Source organism: Paenibacillus sp. FSL R5-0345 (assembly GCF_000758585.1).
Taxonomy (GTDB): Bacteria; Bacillota; Bacilli; order Paenibacillales; family Paenibacillaceae; genus Paenibacillus_AQ.
The window spans coordinates 264,618-281,900 of the sequence record NZ_CP009281.1 but is presented as its reverse complement, the minus strand read 5'-3'; the positions used below and the strand labels follow the sequence as shown (position 1 = coordinate 281,900).

13 protein-coding genes are annotated in these 17,283 nt (G+C 42.6%); 8 read left to right on the top strand and 5 right to left on the bottom strand.

Translation table 11 applies throughout. The features are described 5' to 3' along the window. The first annotated feature begins 81 nt into the window (after positions 1-81). Entirely contained in the window at positions 82-1,347 is a 1,266-nt protein-coding gene (hflX, locus tag R50345_RS01315) for a GTPase HflX (protein WP_042123446.1), read from the top strand. An 87-nt stretch (positions 1,348-1,434) separates the two neighbouring features. On the opposite strand, the gene R50345_RS01310 is transcribed toward hflX, so the two are convergent. From R50345_RS01310 to R50345_RS01295, 4 genes are all read right to left on the bottom strand, one after another. Beyond that, positions 1,435-2,163 (bottom strand): hypothetical protein, encoded by a 729-nt coding sequence (locus R50345_RS01310; protein WP_042123444.1) that lies wholly within the window; start codon positions 2,161-2,163, stop codon positions 1,435-1,437. Positions 2,164-2,241: 78 nt separating this feature from the next. After that, a complete protein-coding gene (locus R50345_RS01305) occupies positions 2,242-3,501 on the bottom strand; it encodes a PucR family transcriptional regulator (RefSeq protein WP_052414419.1) in 1,260 nt (419 codons plus the stop codon). Positions 3,502-4,553: 1,052 nt separating this feature from the next. Then, entirely contained in the window at positions 4,554-5,687 is a 1,134-nt protein-coding gene (gene ald / locus R50345_RS01300; RefSeq protein WP_042123441.1) for an alanine dehydrogenase, read from the bottom strand. A 282-nt stretch (positions 5,688-5,969) separates the two neighbouring features. Further along, positions 5,970-7,196: a Zn-dependent hydrolase gene (locus R50345_RS01295; RefSeq protein ID WP_042123439.1), complete on the bottom strand. Its 1,227-nt coding sequence runs from the start codon at positions 7,194-7,196 to the stop codon at positions 5,970-5,972. Positions 7,197-7,423: 227 nt separating this feature from the next. Between R50345_RS01295 and R50345_RS30015 the strand changes: the two genes are divergently transcribed. From R50345_RS30015 to R50345_RS30010, 4 genes are read left to right on the top strand one after another with little or no spacing between them, the layout of a single operon-like run. Beyond that, positions 7,424-8,455, top strand: a complete 1,032-nt coding sequence (locus R50345_RS30015; RefSeq protein ID WP_052414418.1) for a glycosyltransferase family 2 protein — start codon at positions 7,424-7,426, stop codon at positions 8,453-8,455. Then, positions 8,452-9,579 (top strand): polysaccharide pyruvyl transferase family protein, encoded by a 1,128-nt coding sequence (locus R50345_RS01285; RefSeq protein ID WP_042123437.1) that lies wholly within the window; start codon positions 8,452-8,454, stop codon positions 9,577-9,579. Before R50345_RS30015 ends, R50345_RS01285 begins: the two co-directional genes overlap by 4 nt. Further along, positions 9,554-11,101: a lipopolysaccharide biosynthesis protein gene (locus R50345_RS01280; protein ID WP_042123435.1), complete on the top strand. Its 1,548-nt coding sequence runs from the start codon at positions 9,554-9,556 to the stop codon at positions 11,099-11,101. The genes R50345_RS01285 and R50345_RS01280 overlap by 26 nt, the downstream gene beginning before the upstream one ends. A 19-nt stretch (positions 11,102-11,120) precedes the next feature. Continuing rightward, positions 11,121-12,437, top strand: a complete 1,317-nt coding sequence (locus tag R50345_RS30010) for a glycosyltransferase family 2 protein (RefSeq protein ID WP_052414417.1) — start codon at positions 11,121-11,123, stop codon at positions 12,435-12,437. Here the strand turns inward: R50345_RS30010 and R50345_RS01270 are convergent. Continuing rightward, complete coding sequence (locus tag R50345_RS01270; RefSeq protein ID WP_042123432.1) at positions 12,411-13,523, bottom strand: threonine aldolase family protein; 1,113 nt, start codon at positions 13,521-13,523, stop codon at positions 12,411-12,413. The two genes, R50345_RS30010 and R50345_RS01270, sit on opposite strands and share 27 nt — an antisense overlap. 157 nt (positions 13,524-13,680) lie before the next feature. On the opposite strand from R50345_RS01270, the gene udk reads away from it, so the two are divergent. The 3 genes from udk (at position 13,681) to R50345_RS01255 (ending at position 17,265) form a co-directional block, all read left to right on the top strand. Beyond that, positions 13,681-14,307 (top strand): uridine kinase, encoded by a 627-nt coding sequence (gene udk, locus R50345_RS01265; protein ID WP_042123429.1) that lies wholly within the window; start codon positions 13,681-13,683, stop codon positions 14,305-14,307. A gap of 162 nt (positions 14,308-14,469) precedes the next feature. Further along, entirely contained in the window at positions 14,470-16,062 is a 1,593-nt protein-coding gene (locus R50345_RS01260; RefSeq protein ID WP_052414416.1) for a spore germination protein, read from the top strand. A 3-nt stretch (positions 16,063-16,065) separates the two neighbouring features. Further along, on the top strand, positions 16,066-17,265 hold the full coding sequence (locus tag R50345_RS01255) for a Ger(x)C family spore germination protein (protein ID WP_042123425.1): 1,200 nt from the start codon (positions 16,066-16,068) through the stop codon (positions 17,263-17,265). Positions 17,266-17,283: the final 18 nt, after the last annotated feature.

Genomic DNA, 17,283 nt, shown 5'->3' with positions numbered 1-17,283 from the left:
GTCCTCTAACGAACCGTAAGCACAGGCAGATGGCCTGTGTTTTTTTGCGTTTACTATTTACTACTGGAGGATGATTAATATATGGAACAACTACGAGAAAAAGCTATTATAGTCGGTGTCCAGCTTCAAAACGAAACAAACTTTGCCTATTCCATGGAGGAGCTGCGCAATTTGGCTGCCGCCTGTGACCTGGAGGTTGTCGGAGAGCTTAGTCAAAAGGCAAGTCGGATCAACCCTTCCCACTATATCGGCACAGGCAAAATCCAGGAATTATCAGCGCTTCTGGAAGCGCATGATGCTCCTATTGTTATTTTTAACGATGAGCTGTCCCCATCACAGATTCGCAATTTAGAGTCTTCTTTGGATCGTCAGGTCATTGACCGGACGATTCTAATTCTGAATATTTTCGCAGAAAGAGCGAAGACCAAAGAAGCACAGCTGCAAGTAGAAGTAGCCAAGCTGCAATATATGTTGCCTCGATTAACAGGACTCCGGGAGTCCCTTGGCAGACAAGGCGGTGGTGCTGGGCTGAAGAACAGAGGCGCAGGTGAAACGAAGCTGGAGCTGGATCGCAGAAGAATTGAAGAACGGATTACAGCGTTACAAGTTGAGCTTCAACAGCAAGTGGCAAGACGCCAAATTCAGCGGAAGCAGCGGCATAAGAATGAAATTCCGGTTGTCTGTCTCGTCGGCTACACGAATACCGGCAAGTCCAGCTTAATGAATGTGATGGTGGAGACGTTCCATCCAGGCTCTAATAAGCAAGTGTTCGCCAAAGATATGTTATTTGCTACGCTGGAGACATCCGTTCGGAGCATTGAGCTACCGGATCACAAAACCTTTTTATTAACGGATACCGTTGGATTCGTCAGCCAGCTTCCCCATCATCTAGTCAAAGCCTTTCGCTCCACACTTGAAGAGGTGACCGAAGCTGACTTATTGATTCACGTAGTCGATATTTCTGATCCACAGCATCAGCAGCATATGGCCGTCACGGATGAGACATTAAAAACACTCGGCGCTGATCAGATTCCGACGATCTATGCCTATAATAAGGCTGACCTAACAGACTTGCCTTACCCGCATATTGAAGGGGACAACATCTATCTCTCCGCGAAACAAAATAGTGGAATGGCTGAACTTACTGATCTGATTCGCAGCCATGTTTTTACGGATTATGTTCAGTGTGAAATTTTGATTCCATTCGATCGCGGCAATGTGGTTTCTTATTTTAACGAGCATGCCCATGTTCAATCCACAAGCTATGAAGAAACAGGCACACGGCTTGCGCTGGAATGTAGAAAATCTGATTTCGAAAAATTCCGCAACGATTTTACAGAGCTTTAGGTTATCGAACACAACAAATCCCAGACCTTATCGGAGGTCCGGGATTTTTTTGCAGGAAGATTGCTTTTCTTGGTGCTTTCTTAGATTCTAGATTTTATAAATGTAGCTTCGAACCCCTATTCTTGAAAAAACAGTGTATTGGGAGCCTCTGTTTTCCGCCATGGGTAAGACAGATTCTGTAGACAATCTCTGTAAATAATTAAAATCAGGATGTATCGATTCATTCGTAAGAAAAGCTGAAACATTACTTCCGGGCACTCTTTCCTCATTAAGAGAGTCTATGATAATTTCTGCAGTGGTTATCCCAATGCCGTGGCCATAAAACAGGTCTTCTTCAAGCTTAACAGCATTCTCACCCTGCCATTCCGGCTTGCTAGGGGCATGATCTGGATTCCTGAAATACACAACATCTCCCCGAAGCATCTGATCCTTATTATAATTCGTAACTAAGCGTAGATTCTCGTCGTAGTTCCAATCCCATAAGAACAAATCCTTAAAATACCTATTAAAAGCTTCTTCACCTATAGCTTCAATTGTCGCCCTGTACATAACAATGACCATCGCTGTCGCGCATTCGAAGGCATATAAATGTCCGTTCCGAAAAATGTCTTTAACCCCAACCGAAGGTGCCACGCCAGCATTCAGCTGAAGTCCTCCGATATCTGTACGCGTCCAAAATTGCGGATTACCGCGTGACTCATCAAATGTTGCAAAATCCGCTCCACTATTATTTAAACCTTCGGCCGAATCCACGATGCTTTCTCTCATTTTCCGTTCAAAGTCAAGGGCATCGGGTGAACGAACTTCCTTCACCATGCTTAGTCCCTCCAATGTTATAGGTTCTAAATATAGGTTATTGTACGTGTTCACTGCCCAGTTGGTGCTTAATTCATTTTATTCCCGTGCCTCAACAAACCACTGATTGAGCTGCCTGGTCTCTTCCGTCAAAATATCCAAATAAATAGAAGTACGGTATCCAGTATCCTTCAAGCTTTTACCTGTAATCTCTGCTATGCGATTTAATCTATACAGCAATGTGTTGGTATGAATATGTAAAAAAGCAGCCGATTCCTTCAGGTTTCCATTGAGCGATAAATAAACGGCGATCGTTTTTAGAAAATCACTTTTATGCTCGCGATCATGCTCTTTAAGCGGATAGAGCAGAGGACTTTTGCGGGTTCGACTGCGCTTTTGCTCCAGCATAGCCGGAATATACGCCCAAAATCCAATATCCTCATACAATAGTAACTCCCGGCCATGAAAAGGCAGCAGCTTCTTGATCTCCAGAATGGATCCCGCTTCCCAATACGCAATAGCCGCCGACATATACTCGGTGTAATCCAGACTACAGCCTGCTGCTAGCATACAGCTCTCACTTTTACGCATATCCTCGATAATTTTATGCATGAACGAAAACAGCCCACCCGTTCCTTCCATGCGAAAGCTGAATGAAAACAATATAATCAACCGATTGTGCTCCGCCGTCAGAAACAATAATTGCAGCCCCGGATAAGAGGCCATAGTTTGCCGAAACCGAAGTATGAGATGATCATTGATAATTTTGTCACTCTCAAACACGCTAATATAATATTTTTCCGGCAAAAGAATCGACCAAACTTCCGCATCCTGCTTGATATTCGCTTCATTGTCATAATGGGAGGTGAGCAGCTTCCAGAAAAAATCCTCCTGAGTCTTCTCCTGCTTCGTCTTCCAACCCCGTTGCTTCAATATATAACGACCAACGATGGCCGCCGCTTTCTCTACAATATTCTCCGCGTGCCCTTCAACTAGATTGCCTGCATCCACTACCCATATGTATCCGAGAATTTCCTTCTGATGTTTGATGCAAATAGCGAGTCGGGGACCAAGCCCTACCTCCATGACCGCAGGAATCCGAATCGGACGTGTAGCGCTCTCAAGCTGCTGCATAATCCCCTTCTTGCGCAACCCAATAATGACAGCATTAGGTACGCGCTTTCCGATAATGGTTGAAATTCTCGCGGAATCACTCTCAAATTGATGGGAGCTGTATCCGATCACATGGTGATTACTATCCTCAATCGTAACTTGAGATTGAAGAGACTCACTAATCGCATCCGCCAACGATTCCATACTATCGAAGAAACGATCAAACAATGGATCCTTATCCGTCACTAGCCCCACCCCTGCCCGAAAAAATAGCCGAACCTTGCATTCTAGCGTGATTTTATTATAGTATGCGTGCTCTCAGCTGACTATAGATAATGGGATGGAGGGCGTGGTCACGGGCCGGGAGATGACAGGGCAAAGGAGCTACGGGGTTATAAATTCCCGTGTGGGCGGAGTTGTTGAGTTACGGTTACGTTGGTTACAGGGTTGCGGGTTTGCATGGGACGGAGTTGCAGGCTACGTTGATGAGAGTTACGTTGAGTGCGGGTGACGGAGTGGCTCGACAGCACATAAATCGCTATTTGAGAGAGCACCTTTAGAGTTTTTAGGGAATTCCTCCCTAAAATTCTGTGTTTTGGGCTTGTTTTACCACTAATCAGGGAAAAACTCCCTAATTTTTATCCGATTAGGTTGTAATCGGACATTTTCTTCGTATTATTAGGGAGAAATTCCCTAATTATTGCATTTTAAGCTATTTATGCGTAATTTTTAGGGAGGATTTCCCCAAAAACTATCTCAACAAGCCTCTCATCGTAACCAAAAAACCAAAAAACCAAAAAAACCAAAAAACCAAAAAACCAAAAACCAAAAACCAAAAACCAAAAACCAAAAACCAGAAACTAAATCCAGCTATAACCGGCCTAATCAGGCTACGCATAGTTGAAACTAGCTAGATGTGCTCGAATACCAACTTCTACGTATTCTACCCTTCTTTTGCACAGCTTTAGTTACATCTACTGTACCTAGCCACAGCGAAATAGAACTTTACTTTTAATAACATACCATCACACATACCCGACCCAACCACACCACTACGCATTTCAGTTACTTTTATCACCAGCCTGCAAGCTTCTACTCGATTTAAGCAAGTGCAAAGTGCAGAGTGCAGAGAATTCCACCTTCGAGATCACACAAGCAGATTTCTACCAGATCTCCTCACTTCAAAAGAGAAGCTAGCCAGGTGTATTCCCCCAGAACCGACAAACAGCAAACTCCCATAGCGGGAATTTGCTGTTTGTCGGTTTCCAAATATCATTACTCATTTGGAACGCATCTATTTAACTCATCGTGAACGTTTGCTCCATCGCTTGTTCTACCGTAAAATGTTTCTCTCCAAGTGCTTCAGCTACGGCTTGGCAGGTGATTTTTCCATTAGCGACATTTACACCGCTTCTTAGGCCGGCATTTTCCTGAATCGCCTTGACCACGCCTTTATTGGCAATTTGCAGGGCGTATGGAACGGTGACATTGGTTAAAGCAATCGTCGAAGTTTTGGCAACAGCACCCGGCATATTAGCAACAGAATAATGCAGTACGCCGTGCTTGATAAATACAGGATTATCATGTGTTGTCACTCTGTCAATCGTCTCTACGATACCGCCTTGGTCAATGGCCACATCAACAATCACTGACCCCGGCTTCATGGTCTTGACCATTTCCTCTGTAACCAGCTTCGGCGCTTTTGCACCCGGAATCAACACCGCACCTACCAACAGATCTGCCTCAGCTACTACTTTGGCAATATTGTAAGGGTTCGAGATCAGTGTATTGATCTGTGCCCCAAAAATATCATCTAATTGACGTAATCTTTCTGCACTGAGGTCAACAATCGTAACATCAGCTCCCAATCCGATCGCCATTTTCGCAGCATTGGTACCTACTACGCCACCGCCGATAATGCTAACTTTCCCGCGACTAACCCCCGGAACACCGGAGAGAAGAATTCCTTGTCCGCCATAGTTTTTTTGCAAGAACTGAGCACCAAGCTGAACAGACATCCGGCCCGCTACTTCGCTCATCGGTGTTAATAGCGGCAAGGTACGTTCATGAACAACCGTCTCATATCCGATAGCAAAGACACCATTGTCCTTAAGTGCAGCGGCCAGAGAAGGTTCAGGTGCAAGATGCAAATACGTGAACAAGATAAGGCCTGGACGGAAATAGGGGTACTCGCTTTCCAGCGGTTCTTTGACTTTCATCACCATTTCGGCAGAGTTCCAGACCGTAGCTGCATCCTGAACCAACTTTGCTCCGGCAGAAGCATACTCTTCATTCGGAAATCCGCTTCCCACACCAGCCCCGGCTTCCACTAACACTTGATGTCCTTCTTTAATAAGGCTAACTACACCCGCAGGCGTTATGGCTACACGATTCTCATTATTTTTAATTTCTTTAGGCACTCCGATAATCATCATTCATCTCTCCCGTCTAATGTAGATCCCTTATGTAAAGAATGATAACATACGTTTAGTATTCCCATTTTGGTAAAAAATTAAAATATTATCTATCATCATTGTGTTTTTACACAAAGGATTCGTCTTAAACCGCCCATCAACTTCAGGTTCATTTGGTACCCAACACAACCCTAATCATTATCTCATACAAAAAGACACTGCTTAGAGTGTCTTTTTGACGATTTTGTATGAAATTAAAGCACTACTACCATAATGGAATGTTATGTTTAATAACATGTTTTACTTTAACAGTAATAACAACACCGTTTCTAGGATTACATTTACCCCTTTTTCACAGTCTTCATAGGAGGTAAACTCCTCTTCACAATGACTTTTCCCCTTCACACTAGGTACAAACACCATCGCGGATGGCAGAAAGCTGGCTACGAACTGAGCATCATGCCCTGCGCCACTTGCGATCTTCCGATTAGAATAACCCAAGGCTTGTGTCGCTTGCTCCACTAAATCACATACACCCCGGTCAAACCAGACGGTCTCTCTGCCCCAAAGCTTGGTCTTACTCACTTCGCAGTCCAGCAGCCTCTCCGGCAAACCATGGATAATCGCTTCCACCTCACGAACAATCTCCATCTCTTTATGTCTAGCCTCAATGGTGAAGATCACTTTATTAGGAATAACGGTATGAATATTAGGTAGCACGTTCATTCTGCCCATGGTATACACCAACTCGGAGTCGAGCACACTCAGCTTGCTTCGCAGCGCCGTGATCAGATCCGTGGCAGCGAACAAGGCATCCTTGCGCATCGCCATAGGCGTTGTGCCCGCGTGGTCCGATTCACCCGTCACTTCAATCTCGTAACAAGCCATGCCAACTACACAGTCCACCAGACCAATCGACAGTTCTTCTTGTTCTAGCACGGGACCTTGCTCGATATGAAGCTCTAAATAAGCAGCAGCTTCGGTAATACGATTGCTCGTTTCTCCCTTGTACCCGCTCTTCTCCAGTGCTTCACCAAAGGTAACACCCTTCGGATCTTTTTTATTCAACATTTCCACCTTATCGAACTTACCGGCCAGCACACCAGAGGCCATCATCGAAGGTTCAAAGCGAGCGCCTTCTTCGTTTGTGAAATTCATAATGGTCACCGGTAGCTTCGGTTTTATCCCATGATCCACGAGTGTGCGGACTACCTCTAGTCCAGCGATTACCCCAAGTACGCCATCAAATCTGCCACCTTTTTTCACAGTATCCATATGCGAACCAATCACAATAGGAGGCCCAGACTCTACACCCGCAAGCGTAGCGTACATCGTGCCCATATCGTCCACCTTCACAGACATCCCCAATTCTTCACAACAGGATCGAAAATAATCCCGAACCTTAAGATCCTCTTCAGTCAGCGATAACCGGGTCACGCCGTTGTTATCTGTACGCCCATAATCCGCAAATGCTTCAATCGTATGCTTTAATCTCTCACCGTTTACGAATATTTTTTGCAGCTGCATTGTAGGTCCCTCCGCTTCGAGCGTTCATGATTTTATGGCTTTCTATATATGTTATACCAATCGATATGATTGTCATTTTACATACTGTAATAATTATTATTCACGTGATGTTACAACGAAATAGAGGTAGCAATAAGTAAACTAAAGTAGTATATACAATCTTTTGATACGGAGGGTAAGCTTAAGATAGCTATTTATCCAGTTCTACTAAGGAAAGGAGCCAGCACATGAATTTAAGCATTGTGGTCCCTGTATACAATATTGAGCATTATATAACCCCTATGTTTAATTCACTCCTTACCCAAAGTGAACAACATTTCGAAGTCATTATCGTGGACGACGGATCTACAGATAACACCTACAACGTGATAGCAAATATTCTCGCACTTCACCCCGATCTTTCTTGCAAAGCCATTCAAACAGAAAATCAAGGGGTTAGTGCGGCTAGAAATAGAGGCTTAACAGAAGCTACAGGAAAATATGTGCTGTTTCTGGATGGTGATGATTATATCTCTACAGACTTAGTACGAACTATTCATACCCATACTCAAGCATCAGCCCCCGAGATTATTTGCTGGGGATATAGCCATGTTTCAGAGGATGGAGTCACTACTTTGAGCTACTCTTCCGATTATAGTGACATCACAGGCAGTGAAGCGCTGACTCATATTTTTGTGGACAAAAGCTTGCGGATATGGACAGGGAGCATTGCATATAAACGGGAACTATTACTCCATCATGGACTCAAATATACAGAACGCTGTGTAAATGGAGAGGATCAGGAATTTATCTACAAAGCCTTGTCCAGAGCGGCTACAGTCATTACGTTACCGGATATATTATCGTTTTATTTACAAAGAAACACTTCAATTTCCAATAGCTATAATGTAAAAAAATTTGATGTCGTCGGTGTATTCAAACGGGTTGATGCCTATTTCGAGGCCCATCCCTTTGAGAAGCTGGATATGATATCCCCTTATATAAGAAATCGCGAGTTGATCGAGAATTACTTTTTCAACCTCAAAACCTGTCTAAATGGGACAGAAGGCATAAGCATTCAGGAGTTACTTCGCGACATTGATCATACCTATCCTGAACTAAATCAAGAAATGTATGAACTCATAAGACGTTATAGAGGTAATGATCGAAGATTAGCCCTTTATATCCGAGCATTCTTAATCTCCCCGCTTCTATATCACAGATTCATTTCTGTGGAGAGAAGCTTATCCAGGTTCAAGCGAAAGGAATCTAGAATATGAAAAAGATGCTGATCTATGCCTATACGGAATTTAATTTGGGCGATGATTTGTTCATTAAGGTGCTATGTGAGCGATATCCCGATACCCAATTCAGAATCTGTGCTCCAAGCTTATACAAGCAGTGTTTCAAAGAGATCAAGAATCTGAAAGTGTATCCTTCTGATTCCCTTTTCTTAAGAGGCGTTGCCTTTATTTGCAGAAGGTTAAAGATACATAATCTGTCACAAAAATATATGGCCGATCGCTCCGATGGCGTTGTTCATATCGGTGGCTCGATCTTTATGCAGGCAGAGCATTGGGAAGAGCATTTCAAGAACGCTGAAGCCATACGGAATAAGAATAAACCCTACTATTTATTAGGATCGAATTTCGGCCCTTATACAGATAAAGAATATTATGAGGAACACAGGCGGATTTTTAAGGACTATACAGATATCTGTTTTAGAGAAAAGTACTCTTATGAGTTATTTGAGGATCTGGATCATGTCCGTTTAGCGCCAGATATTATTTTTCAGCTTAACCCGCCAGATCTTCAACCCGAACCTGAGGATTACATCGTCTTATCCGTTATTAAGCCTTCTTCTAAAGGTCTGAACGGTTTTGACAACCTCTATTATGAAAAAATGAAAGAACTCGCAATTTATTTCATTGAAAAAGGCTACGCTGTTCATTTCATGTCATTTTGCGAACATGAAGGTGATCAGCTAGCGATTGAGGAAATCCGGAATCTTATGGGCTCCTCCTATGAGGATGCCATCCAAGTGCATTTATATAAAACGAATATGGAAGAGGTCTTGGCCGTTCTAGCCAACTCCAGCTTCATAGTAGCATCAAGATTCCATGCGATGATCCTGGGTTGGGTGTTGGATAAACCAGTGTTTCCCGTGGCTTACAGCCAAAAAATGATCAATGTAATGGAAGATGCCCAGTACAAAGGGTTATATACCGATTTCACTACACTAGAGCAGCTACAGCCTGCACAGGTTTTTGATAGTATGACTACCCACTACATGGATGTTACGCCACAAGCCAAACATGCCGAAAGGCATTTCGAACATCTGGATACGTATTTATCGCTTTACGAAAGGAGGATACGTTATGAGAGCCAAGCGGAGCATTCTTAACTTATCCTTTGGACTCGGAAGTCAGCTCATCACGATCATCCTTGGTTTTTTTATACCCAGACTGATTATGGTTAACTATGGCTCTGAAGCCAATGGTTTAATCGCTTCGATTGTACAGATCATTAGTTATTTGGCCCTGCTGGAAGCCGGTGTAGGCGCCGCTTCGATTCAAGCCCTATATAAGCCGGTAGCTTCGGATGATAAGACCCATATCAACTCTATTCTGGCCGCTACCTCCAGCTATTATAAAAAAACAGGGATTTATTATTTCTTCGCCGTCCTCCTAATTGCCGTTATATACCCATTAGTGATCACCTCTGACATCGATAAATTATCGATTATGCTCATTATTTTGCTCACAGGGATGGGCGGAGCGATTAATTATTATTTTCAAGGAAAATTCAAAGCTCTGCTCGCTGCAGAGGGAAAAAGCTATGTAGAAACTTCTATTGTCACTGTGGCTAATATTCTGAACAATGTGATTCGGATTCTGTTATTACTTCAAGGTGTTAACATCATCGCAGTGCAAGCATCCTATTTCATATTGACCATACTTCAAATCGTTGTCTTCTATATCTATATCAATAAGCATTACAAATGGATCGACCTAAATCTTAAACCAGACTATGCAGCCATTGGTCAAAAAAACTCCGTGTTAGTTCATGAGATCTCCTACTTGGTGTTTAGAAATACCGACGTGCTGATCCTGACTATATTTACGAACTTAAAGATCGTTAGCATCTATGTCATGTACAACATGATTTTTACGATTGTAGATAACATTGTTCAAACTATAAACGGAAGTGTAAAGGCAGCTCTTGGTCAGAGCTTTCATGAGAGTAAAGAAGCCTTTATTAAATTTTATGATGCTTACGAAGTCTACTTTATGGGGCTCATCTTCTCAATTCTGACTGTGGCTTACATTCTAATTCTTCCTTTTATGAAGTTGTATACCGCTGGAGTAAATGACGTGAATTACATCGATATGTGGCTACCGATCCTGTTCGTAGTCATCAAATTATTAACCAATGCCAGAGCTTCTTCCAATAATGTGATTACCATCGCCGGGCATTTCAAGAACACACAGAACCGTTCCATTCTGGAATCAGCTATAAATCTGGTAGCTTCCATTGTATTTGTAATCTTCATGGGAATTTACGGTGTACTGATGGGAACTATAGCCGCCCTCTTATACCGCTCCATAGATATCGTGATCTACGCTAGCAGACATCTGCTGAATCGGAGTCCTTGGGTCACCTTTAAAAGATGGCTAACGAATGCAGTGGTTTTTGTGGGCATTATTCTGATCTCTCGCGCTATCAATATCCCCATCCATTCCTATGCGGGACTTATGTTGTGGGGTGTACTGCTAGGACTTGTGATTTTGCCTGTATATTTCGTAATCGGCTCTTTAATGGAACGGGAAGTATTTCTCTATACATGGGAACATCTCAAAAAGTATCGATATAAACTCAAAAATAAAATTAATACTCAGCCTGAGGTAAGTGGTTTATCCAAATAACACAACAGGAGGACTCGAAATGGATCATAGCGAGGTTTTACAGCAAGCCTGTTACGTCTTTCTGAATGACCTAAATGATGAAATCAACCACTCATTCCCCCTTCATATGGATGATAAAGAAATCTTCCAAAGATGTCGTCTGATCATAGATAAAGAACAAAATCCCCAAGTCAAAGCCTTTTTAGAAACTTTATCAGAGGTGATCCAGGCTTATCTCACAGGGAGAGCTTCGGAGGATGCATTAAGGTTCTATTTAGCAGAGCAATTTAGTATCGTGCACGAAGAGATCGACGGGTTAATCCATGGGTTAGTTGCATTCAAATATCAGTCCTCAGATACGGCTAGTTCAGACCCAGTACTCGTTTCCTTTGCCGATTATCCCAAGGTCAGTGTCATTATCACTACTTACAATAGAAAGGCATTTCTATACCAAGCGATCCAAAGCATCTTAAAGCAAGACTATCCTCATAAAGAGATCACAGTGATCGACGATTGTTCTACAGATGGGACGGAAGAGTTAATGCAGCAAAGCTTCGGAGATGAGCCGCAGGTAATCTACATGCGAAACGAAAAGAATAGCGGACCCGGTAATAATCGCCGTTCAGCCTTTGCCGCTCATGGTGATGGCGAGTATGTTCTTTTCCTAGATGATGACGACTATCTGATTGACATGAACTATTTAAGTAAGGCTGTGGACTTTCACAATCTTCATCCCGAAATCTCATTTGTGGCTGCTAATGTGTTTCTTGAATATTCAAAGGCAAAACAACTGAAGATCTGCAGCCTACAGCTAAGTAAAATTATTAAGAAGCAAGATTATTTCATGAATTTCGAGAAAAAAGGATATCCGAAGCCCTCCTCCACACTAACAACTGTCTTTAAGCGCGAGGCCTTAATGGCTATGGATATCCTGAGTATGAATATGGTCAACGATGCTTCTATTTATCTGCGCTCTCTGTTGGTCGGTGATGCTGGCTTCATAGATACCCTTGCCGGCGTGTATAGATTACATGGTGACAACATTACCTTTCATCTGAGTCAGGGATTCTTAATTGAGAATCTGGAGGAGAAACTCTTGATTAAGAATATGGCCATTCAGAAATATGGCTATAGCGAGCAGGAAATGACAGAATGGTTTAGCCATAATGCGTATGATACGATCTCATACTATTTATTAAATTCTGCGAAAGACGCTACAGACTTTAAATTCATGTATCATTGGGCCCTTAACCATTGCCCGCCAATCTACAATCAATTAAGAAATGAATTTCGTACAAAGCTTATTAAAAAACAATTATTACGGATTTCGTTACTTCGAACGCTGCTCAGAAGATGATTCATGCATTAGCTTATCGAGCAGCAGTAAGAATCCGTTTACTTCTTCTTTAGGGATGTCGGCGTACTTGTCTCCAATACTGATCTCACAATAAGAACTATGTTCTCCCGTTGGTCTTATCGCTGCGCTTAAACCGATTCCTGTTGCCTCATATACAGAAGACAGGATTGGTTCCATGCGCTCCCTAGACATTTGAAAATGCATATGAAACATATTGGAGACAGGCTCAGTAGGTAACGTAGTCACCGCATGGCATTTATTAACTAAAGCAGCAAGCTCCTTAGCGTCTTCATAATACTGCTGCATCTTATTTACTCTTTGCTTGTAGTAATAGTCAGAGGAAATAATGTATGGATACAGACTGATTAGGTCGCCACCATGCCGCCTTTTCCATATCTTCGATTGCTTCGTAAACGCCTCACTGCCTGCAAGAATCGCGCCTGCAATTCCTCCGATTCCTTTATACAGTGAGATATAGACACTATCAAAGAGGGCACAGATCTCAGCAGCTGTCTTGCCATAATAGGGAAGTGTCTCGAGCAATCTTGCGCCATCCAAATGCAGCTTAATTCCCCGAGCACGGCAATGAGCAGAAATCGCTTCAAGCTCCTGATACTCTGGTAACTGCCCGCCAATCTCACGCTGCGGTAATTCAAGCAGCAGACAAGCAATATCCTCCTTCATTTGTAATACATCATCCAAGGTAATTAGTCGATCCTTATCCGCAAGTAGGACAGGCTTAATATGATGCAATTCCTCCAACCCATCCTGCTCATGGATCTCCAAATGACATAAAGGATGATAGGCGACGCTCTTGAGTCCTTTTTCATCACACCATATTCTTAAGGCGATTTGCTGTGCCATCGTTCCACTCGGAAAGAAGACTGCTGTTTCTTTTCCCAAAAGCTTCGCCATTTCCGACTGGAAATTCTCAATCACCTTGCCCGATCCATAAATATCAGATGGCGTATTATCTTCTACAGCTTCAAAGGCTTCCTTCAAGACTTGAACATCCCGATCCCCATGTCCTACGATTCGATAAGTCGTTTCATTAAATGCCTCTTGCACTGATTTTTTTCCGTTCATTGGTAGAATTGCCCCTTCCGTGTTTGCCTTGTCCCTAATATAGACGAATTTCAAAAAATCCCATCTTAATTTTACCCGATCTAAGGTGAAAAAACATGAGCGCTGTGCTACAATATTGGAATTGCAACGGCAATCTTAGGGAGGGTTATTGAATCACATGCTCATTATTGGTATCGCCGGCGGCACCGGCTCGGGAAAAACAACCGTAGCCCGCTCCGTCATTGACCGTCTTGGAACGGGAAAGGTAACTTTCATATCTCAAGATAACTACTATAAAGATCATTCACACCTCAGCTTCGCTGAACGTGAATCCATCAATTACGATCATCCTTTCGCTTTCGACAACGAGCTGCTGATTGAGCATCTTAAATGTCTGCGAGAAGATAGGGCCGCATATGCACCGGTGTATGACTTCACAGTTCATGCCCGCTCCACTACGGAGACTGTAGAACTGAAACCAAACAATATTGTAATTATCGAGGGGCTTCATGTTCTATCCGACGAGAACCTCCGCGATATGCTTGATATCAAAGTCTTTGTTGATGCTGATCCTGATGTACGCATCCTCCGCCGGGTACTCCGTGATATCGAGGAACGCGGTCGGAGCATTCAATCAATCCATCACCAATATTTGAGCACGGTTAAACCGATGCACGAAGCTTTTATTGAGCCATCCAAAAAATACGCCGATTTGATCATCCCTGAAGGTGGCCATAATGAGGTCGGTATCCAGTTGTTGTCCATCTTAACTGAGAAACATTTATATAACGATTGGACGTCCTAAAGTTTTTAAATACCTAGTTCTAACCCTAGCCGTCGAGATGCTCTCGACGGCTTTTTTGCATGTTCATCCCCAAACCTGCAGTTGATTATTCAAAGAATAATCCCACCGCATTTTGGTAATAGCTAATTTCACAGCAGCTTGCGGAAGAGGGATATAACAACTATGGGATTTCTAAACAGAACAATAACTAAAATATTCAAAAACCCTACATCAGGATACCCCAACCCCAATAGAGAAATACCTAAAGAACCTATCAAGACAAACCTTCAAGATAATATTGAACATATAAAAACAGCGCTCGGCAATAGCACAGACCTTGTAATCAGAGATTTCTTCATTGGCTCCAAGCAACAGATGAAGGCTGCTATTTTCTATACAGATGGACTGGCTGACAGTAAAGCTATTCAGGATTTCATTCTAGAGTCTCTTATCTTAGAAATTCCAGATTTGAGCTTAGAACCTGAGAAAGACAACTATTCCTTATTAAAAAATCACATGCTTACCGTAGGTGAAATCAAAGACGCAACGGAGTTCAATTCTTTAATGACCTCCCTCTTATCCGGAGATGTGATTCTCTTGCTAGATGGATACGCCAAGGGTTTCATGATAGGTATGCGTGGTTGGAAAGATCGTGGTGTAACAGAAAGTTCCACCGAAACGGTGATCCGTGGGCCTAAGGAAGCTTTCACAGAAAGCATACGTACCAACACTGCATTAATCCGGCGAAAAATAAAAGACCCTAACCTATGGTTAGAAACGCAACCCATTGGACGGGTTACCCAAACAGATGTTGCGATTATGTATATCAAAGGAATTGTAGATGACGGGGTGGTGCAAGAAGTACATTCACGTTTAGATCGGATCGATATTGACGGAATCTTGGAGAGTGGTTATATCGAGGAATTAATCGAGGATGAAACCTATACTCCATTTCCAACTATTCATCATACCGAACGTCCTGATGTTATTGCAGCTGGTCTTATGGAAGGGAAAGTAGCTATTTTAGTAGATGGCACCCCTGAAGTGATGATGGTTCCTACCATTTTCGTTTCCTTCATGCAGACCGCAGAGGACTATTACCAACGTGCGGATGTCAGCACCCTAGTTCGGATGCTCCGTTATTTCTGTATATTCATATCCCTGCTAGCCCCATCTTTATATGTAGCTATTACTACCTTCCATCAAGAGATGTTGCCCACAACGCTGCTAATTAGTTTAGCTGCTCAACGGGAAGGCGTGCCGCTTCCAGCATTTATTGAAGCCCTCTTAATGGAGCTTGCCTTTGAGATTATAAGAGAAGCTAGTGTAAGAATGCCTCAAACCATAGCCCAATCTGTCTCTATTGTGGGAACTTTAGTGATAGGGACCGCAGCAGTTGATGCCGGTATTGTTTCTGCCGCCATGCTCATTGTTGTCGCAATCACAGCTATTTCCAGCTTTGTTCTGCCAGCCTTTGATCTCGCCTTGACGGTCAGAATGCTTCGTTTTCCAATGATGTTTCTAGCCGCTTCCTTCGGATTGTTCGGAATCATTATCGGGATTATTGCAATTGTTCTGCACATGTGCAGTTTACGCTCCTTTGGAGTTCCTTATATGAGCCCGCTAGCTCCGTTTAATCTTGTTGATCAAAAGGACACCTTTTTCCGAATGCCTCGTTGGGCTATGTTTACCCGTCCTAAGCTAATCAATCAAAAAAATCTCGTTCGGGAGAAGAGTACACCACCGGAAAAACCGGGAGATGTAACGGAGGAATAAACCATGAGACGAAGATCACTCCTACTTTGCATTGTTATACTCTTACAAATATTCATAACAGGTTGCTGGAGTCGCCGTGAATTGAACGATCTTGCGATTACTGTCGGGCTCGGCATTGATAAGATCGGAGATCAATATCAAGTTTCTGCACAAGTGGTGTTACCCAGTCAGATTGCAGGCTCAAAGGGCGGAAGTCCTCAGTCACCCGTAAACCTATATAAAGCCACTGGAAGCACCGTTTATGAAGCCGTAAGGAAAATCACAACCCTTAGCCCCCGCAAAATTTACATCGCTCATTTGCGAATATTAGTTCTGGGCGAAGATTTAGCAAAGGAAGGAATCAGTCCAGTTCTTGATCTCTTGTCTAGAGATACCGAAGTGAGAAATGATTTTTTTATAGTCGTATCCAAAAACTCCAAAGCATCAGATGCTTTGAAAATATTAACCAGCCTCGAAAAGATTCCTGCCATGCGATTATATTCTAGTCTGGAAACATCGGAGAAACAATGGGCACCTACATCTACTGTGACCTTAGGAACATTGACAACAGAGCTTGTTACTAAAGGTAAGAATCCAGTCCTAACAGGGGTTATCATCGATGGAAATGTAGATGTGGGAGAAACTCAACAGAATGTTGAAACAGTTGACTCTCCAACAGAATTGAAATACTCCGGATTGGCTGTATTTAAAGAGGACAAATTGATTGGCTGGCTAAATCAAGAGGAATCAAAAGTATATAACTATTTAACCAATAAGGTGAAGAGCACCGTATTCTACATCAAGTGCCCCGAAGGAAATAAGGTGTCTCTTGATGTATTTGAAGCCCACTCCAAAATAAAAAGTAGCATGAAAAACGGCAAGCCAGAAATCAGTATAGAACAACACATAGAATCAAATTTAGGAGAGGTTCAATGTAGAAATCTAGACCTGACCAATCCAAAGACCATCACCGAATTAGAACAAATCGCTAACCAGAAGGTAGAACTTTTATTCGAAAATACTATTAAGAAAGTACAACAACAATATAAATCTGATATTTTTGGATTTGGCGAGGTTGTACATCGCTCTGATCCACAGGCATGGAAGAAACTAAAAGACAATTGGGATCAAATCTTTGCTAACCTGCCAGTAAGTGTAAAGACAGACATTAAAATTCGCCTGTTAGGAAAAATAACTAACTCTTTCTTAGAAGAGATGAAGTGATACATTGGAGGGAACGAA

What these genes read in the sequence shown, in the direction of transcription:
- hflX (WP_042123446.1), top strand. Translation starts at nt 82, where the DNA reads ATGGAACAACTACGAGAAAAAGCTATTATAGTCGGTGTCCAGCTTCAA.
- R50345_RS01310 (WP_042123444.1), bottom strand. Translation starts at nt 2,163, where the DNA reads ATGGTGAAGGAAGTTCGTTCACCCGATGCCCTTGACTTTGAACGGAAA.
- ald (WP_042123441.1), bottom strand. Translation starts at nt 5,687, where the DNA reads ATGATTATCGGAGTGCCTAAAGAAATTAAAAATAATGAGAATCGTGTA.
- R50345_RS01295 (WP_042123439.1), bottom strand. Translation starts at nt 7,196, where the DNA reads ATGCAGCTGCAAAAAATATTCGTAAACGGTGAGAGATTAAAGCATACG.
- R50345_RS30015 (WP_052414418.1), top strand. Translation starts at nt 7,424, where the DNA reads ATGAATTTAAGCATTGTGGTCCCTGTATACAATATTGAGCATTATATA.
- R50345_RS01285 (WP_042123437.1), top strand. Translation starts at nt 8,452, where the DNA reads ATGAAAAAGATGCTGATCTATGCCTATACGGAATTTAATTTGGGCGAT.
- R50345_RS01280 (WP_042123435.1), top strand. Translation starts at nt 9,554, where the DNA reads ATGAGAGCCAAGCGGAGCATTCTTAACTTATCCTTTGGACTCGGAAGT.
- R50345_RS30010 (WP_052414417.1), top strand. Translation starts at nt 11,121, where the DNA reads ATGGATCATAGCGAGGTTTTACAGCAAGCCTGTTACGTCTTTCTGAAT.
- R50345_RS01270 (WP_042123432.1), bottom strand. Translation starts at nt 13,523, where the DNA reads ATGAACGGAAAAAAATCAGTGCAAGAGGCATTTAATGAAACGACTTAT.
- udk (WP_042123429.1), top strand. Translation starts at nt 13,681, where the DNA reads ATGCTCATTATTGGTATCGCCGGCGGCACCGGCTCGGGAAAAACAACC.
- R50345_RS01260 (WP_052414416.1), top strand. Translation starts at nt 14,470, where the DNA reads ATGGGATTTCTAAACAGAACAATAACTAAAATATTCAAAAACCCTACA.
- R50345_RS01255 (WP_042123425.1), top strand. Translation starts at nt 16,066, where the DNA reads ATGAGACGAAGATCACTCCTACTTTGCATTGTTATACTCTTACAAATA.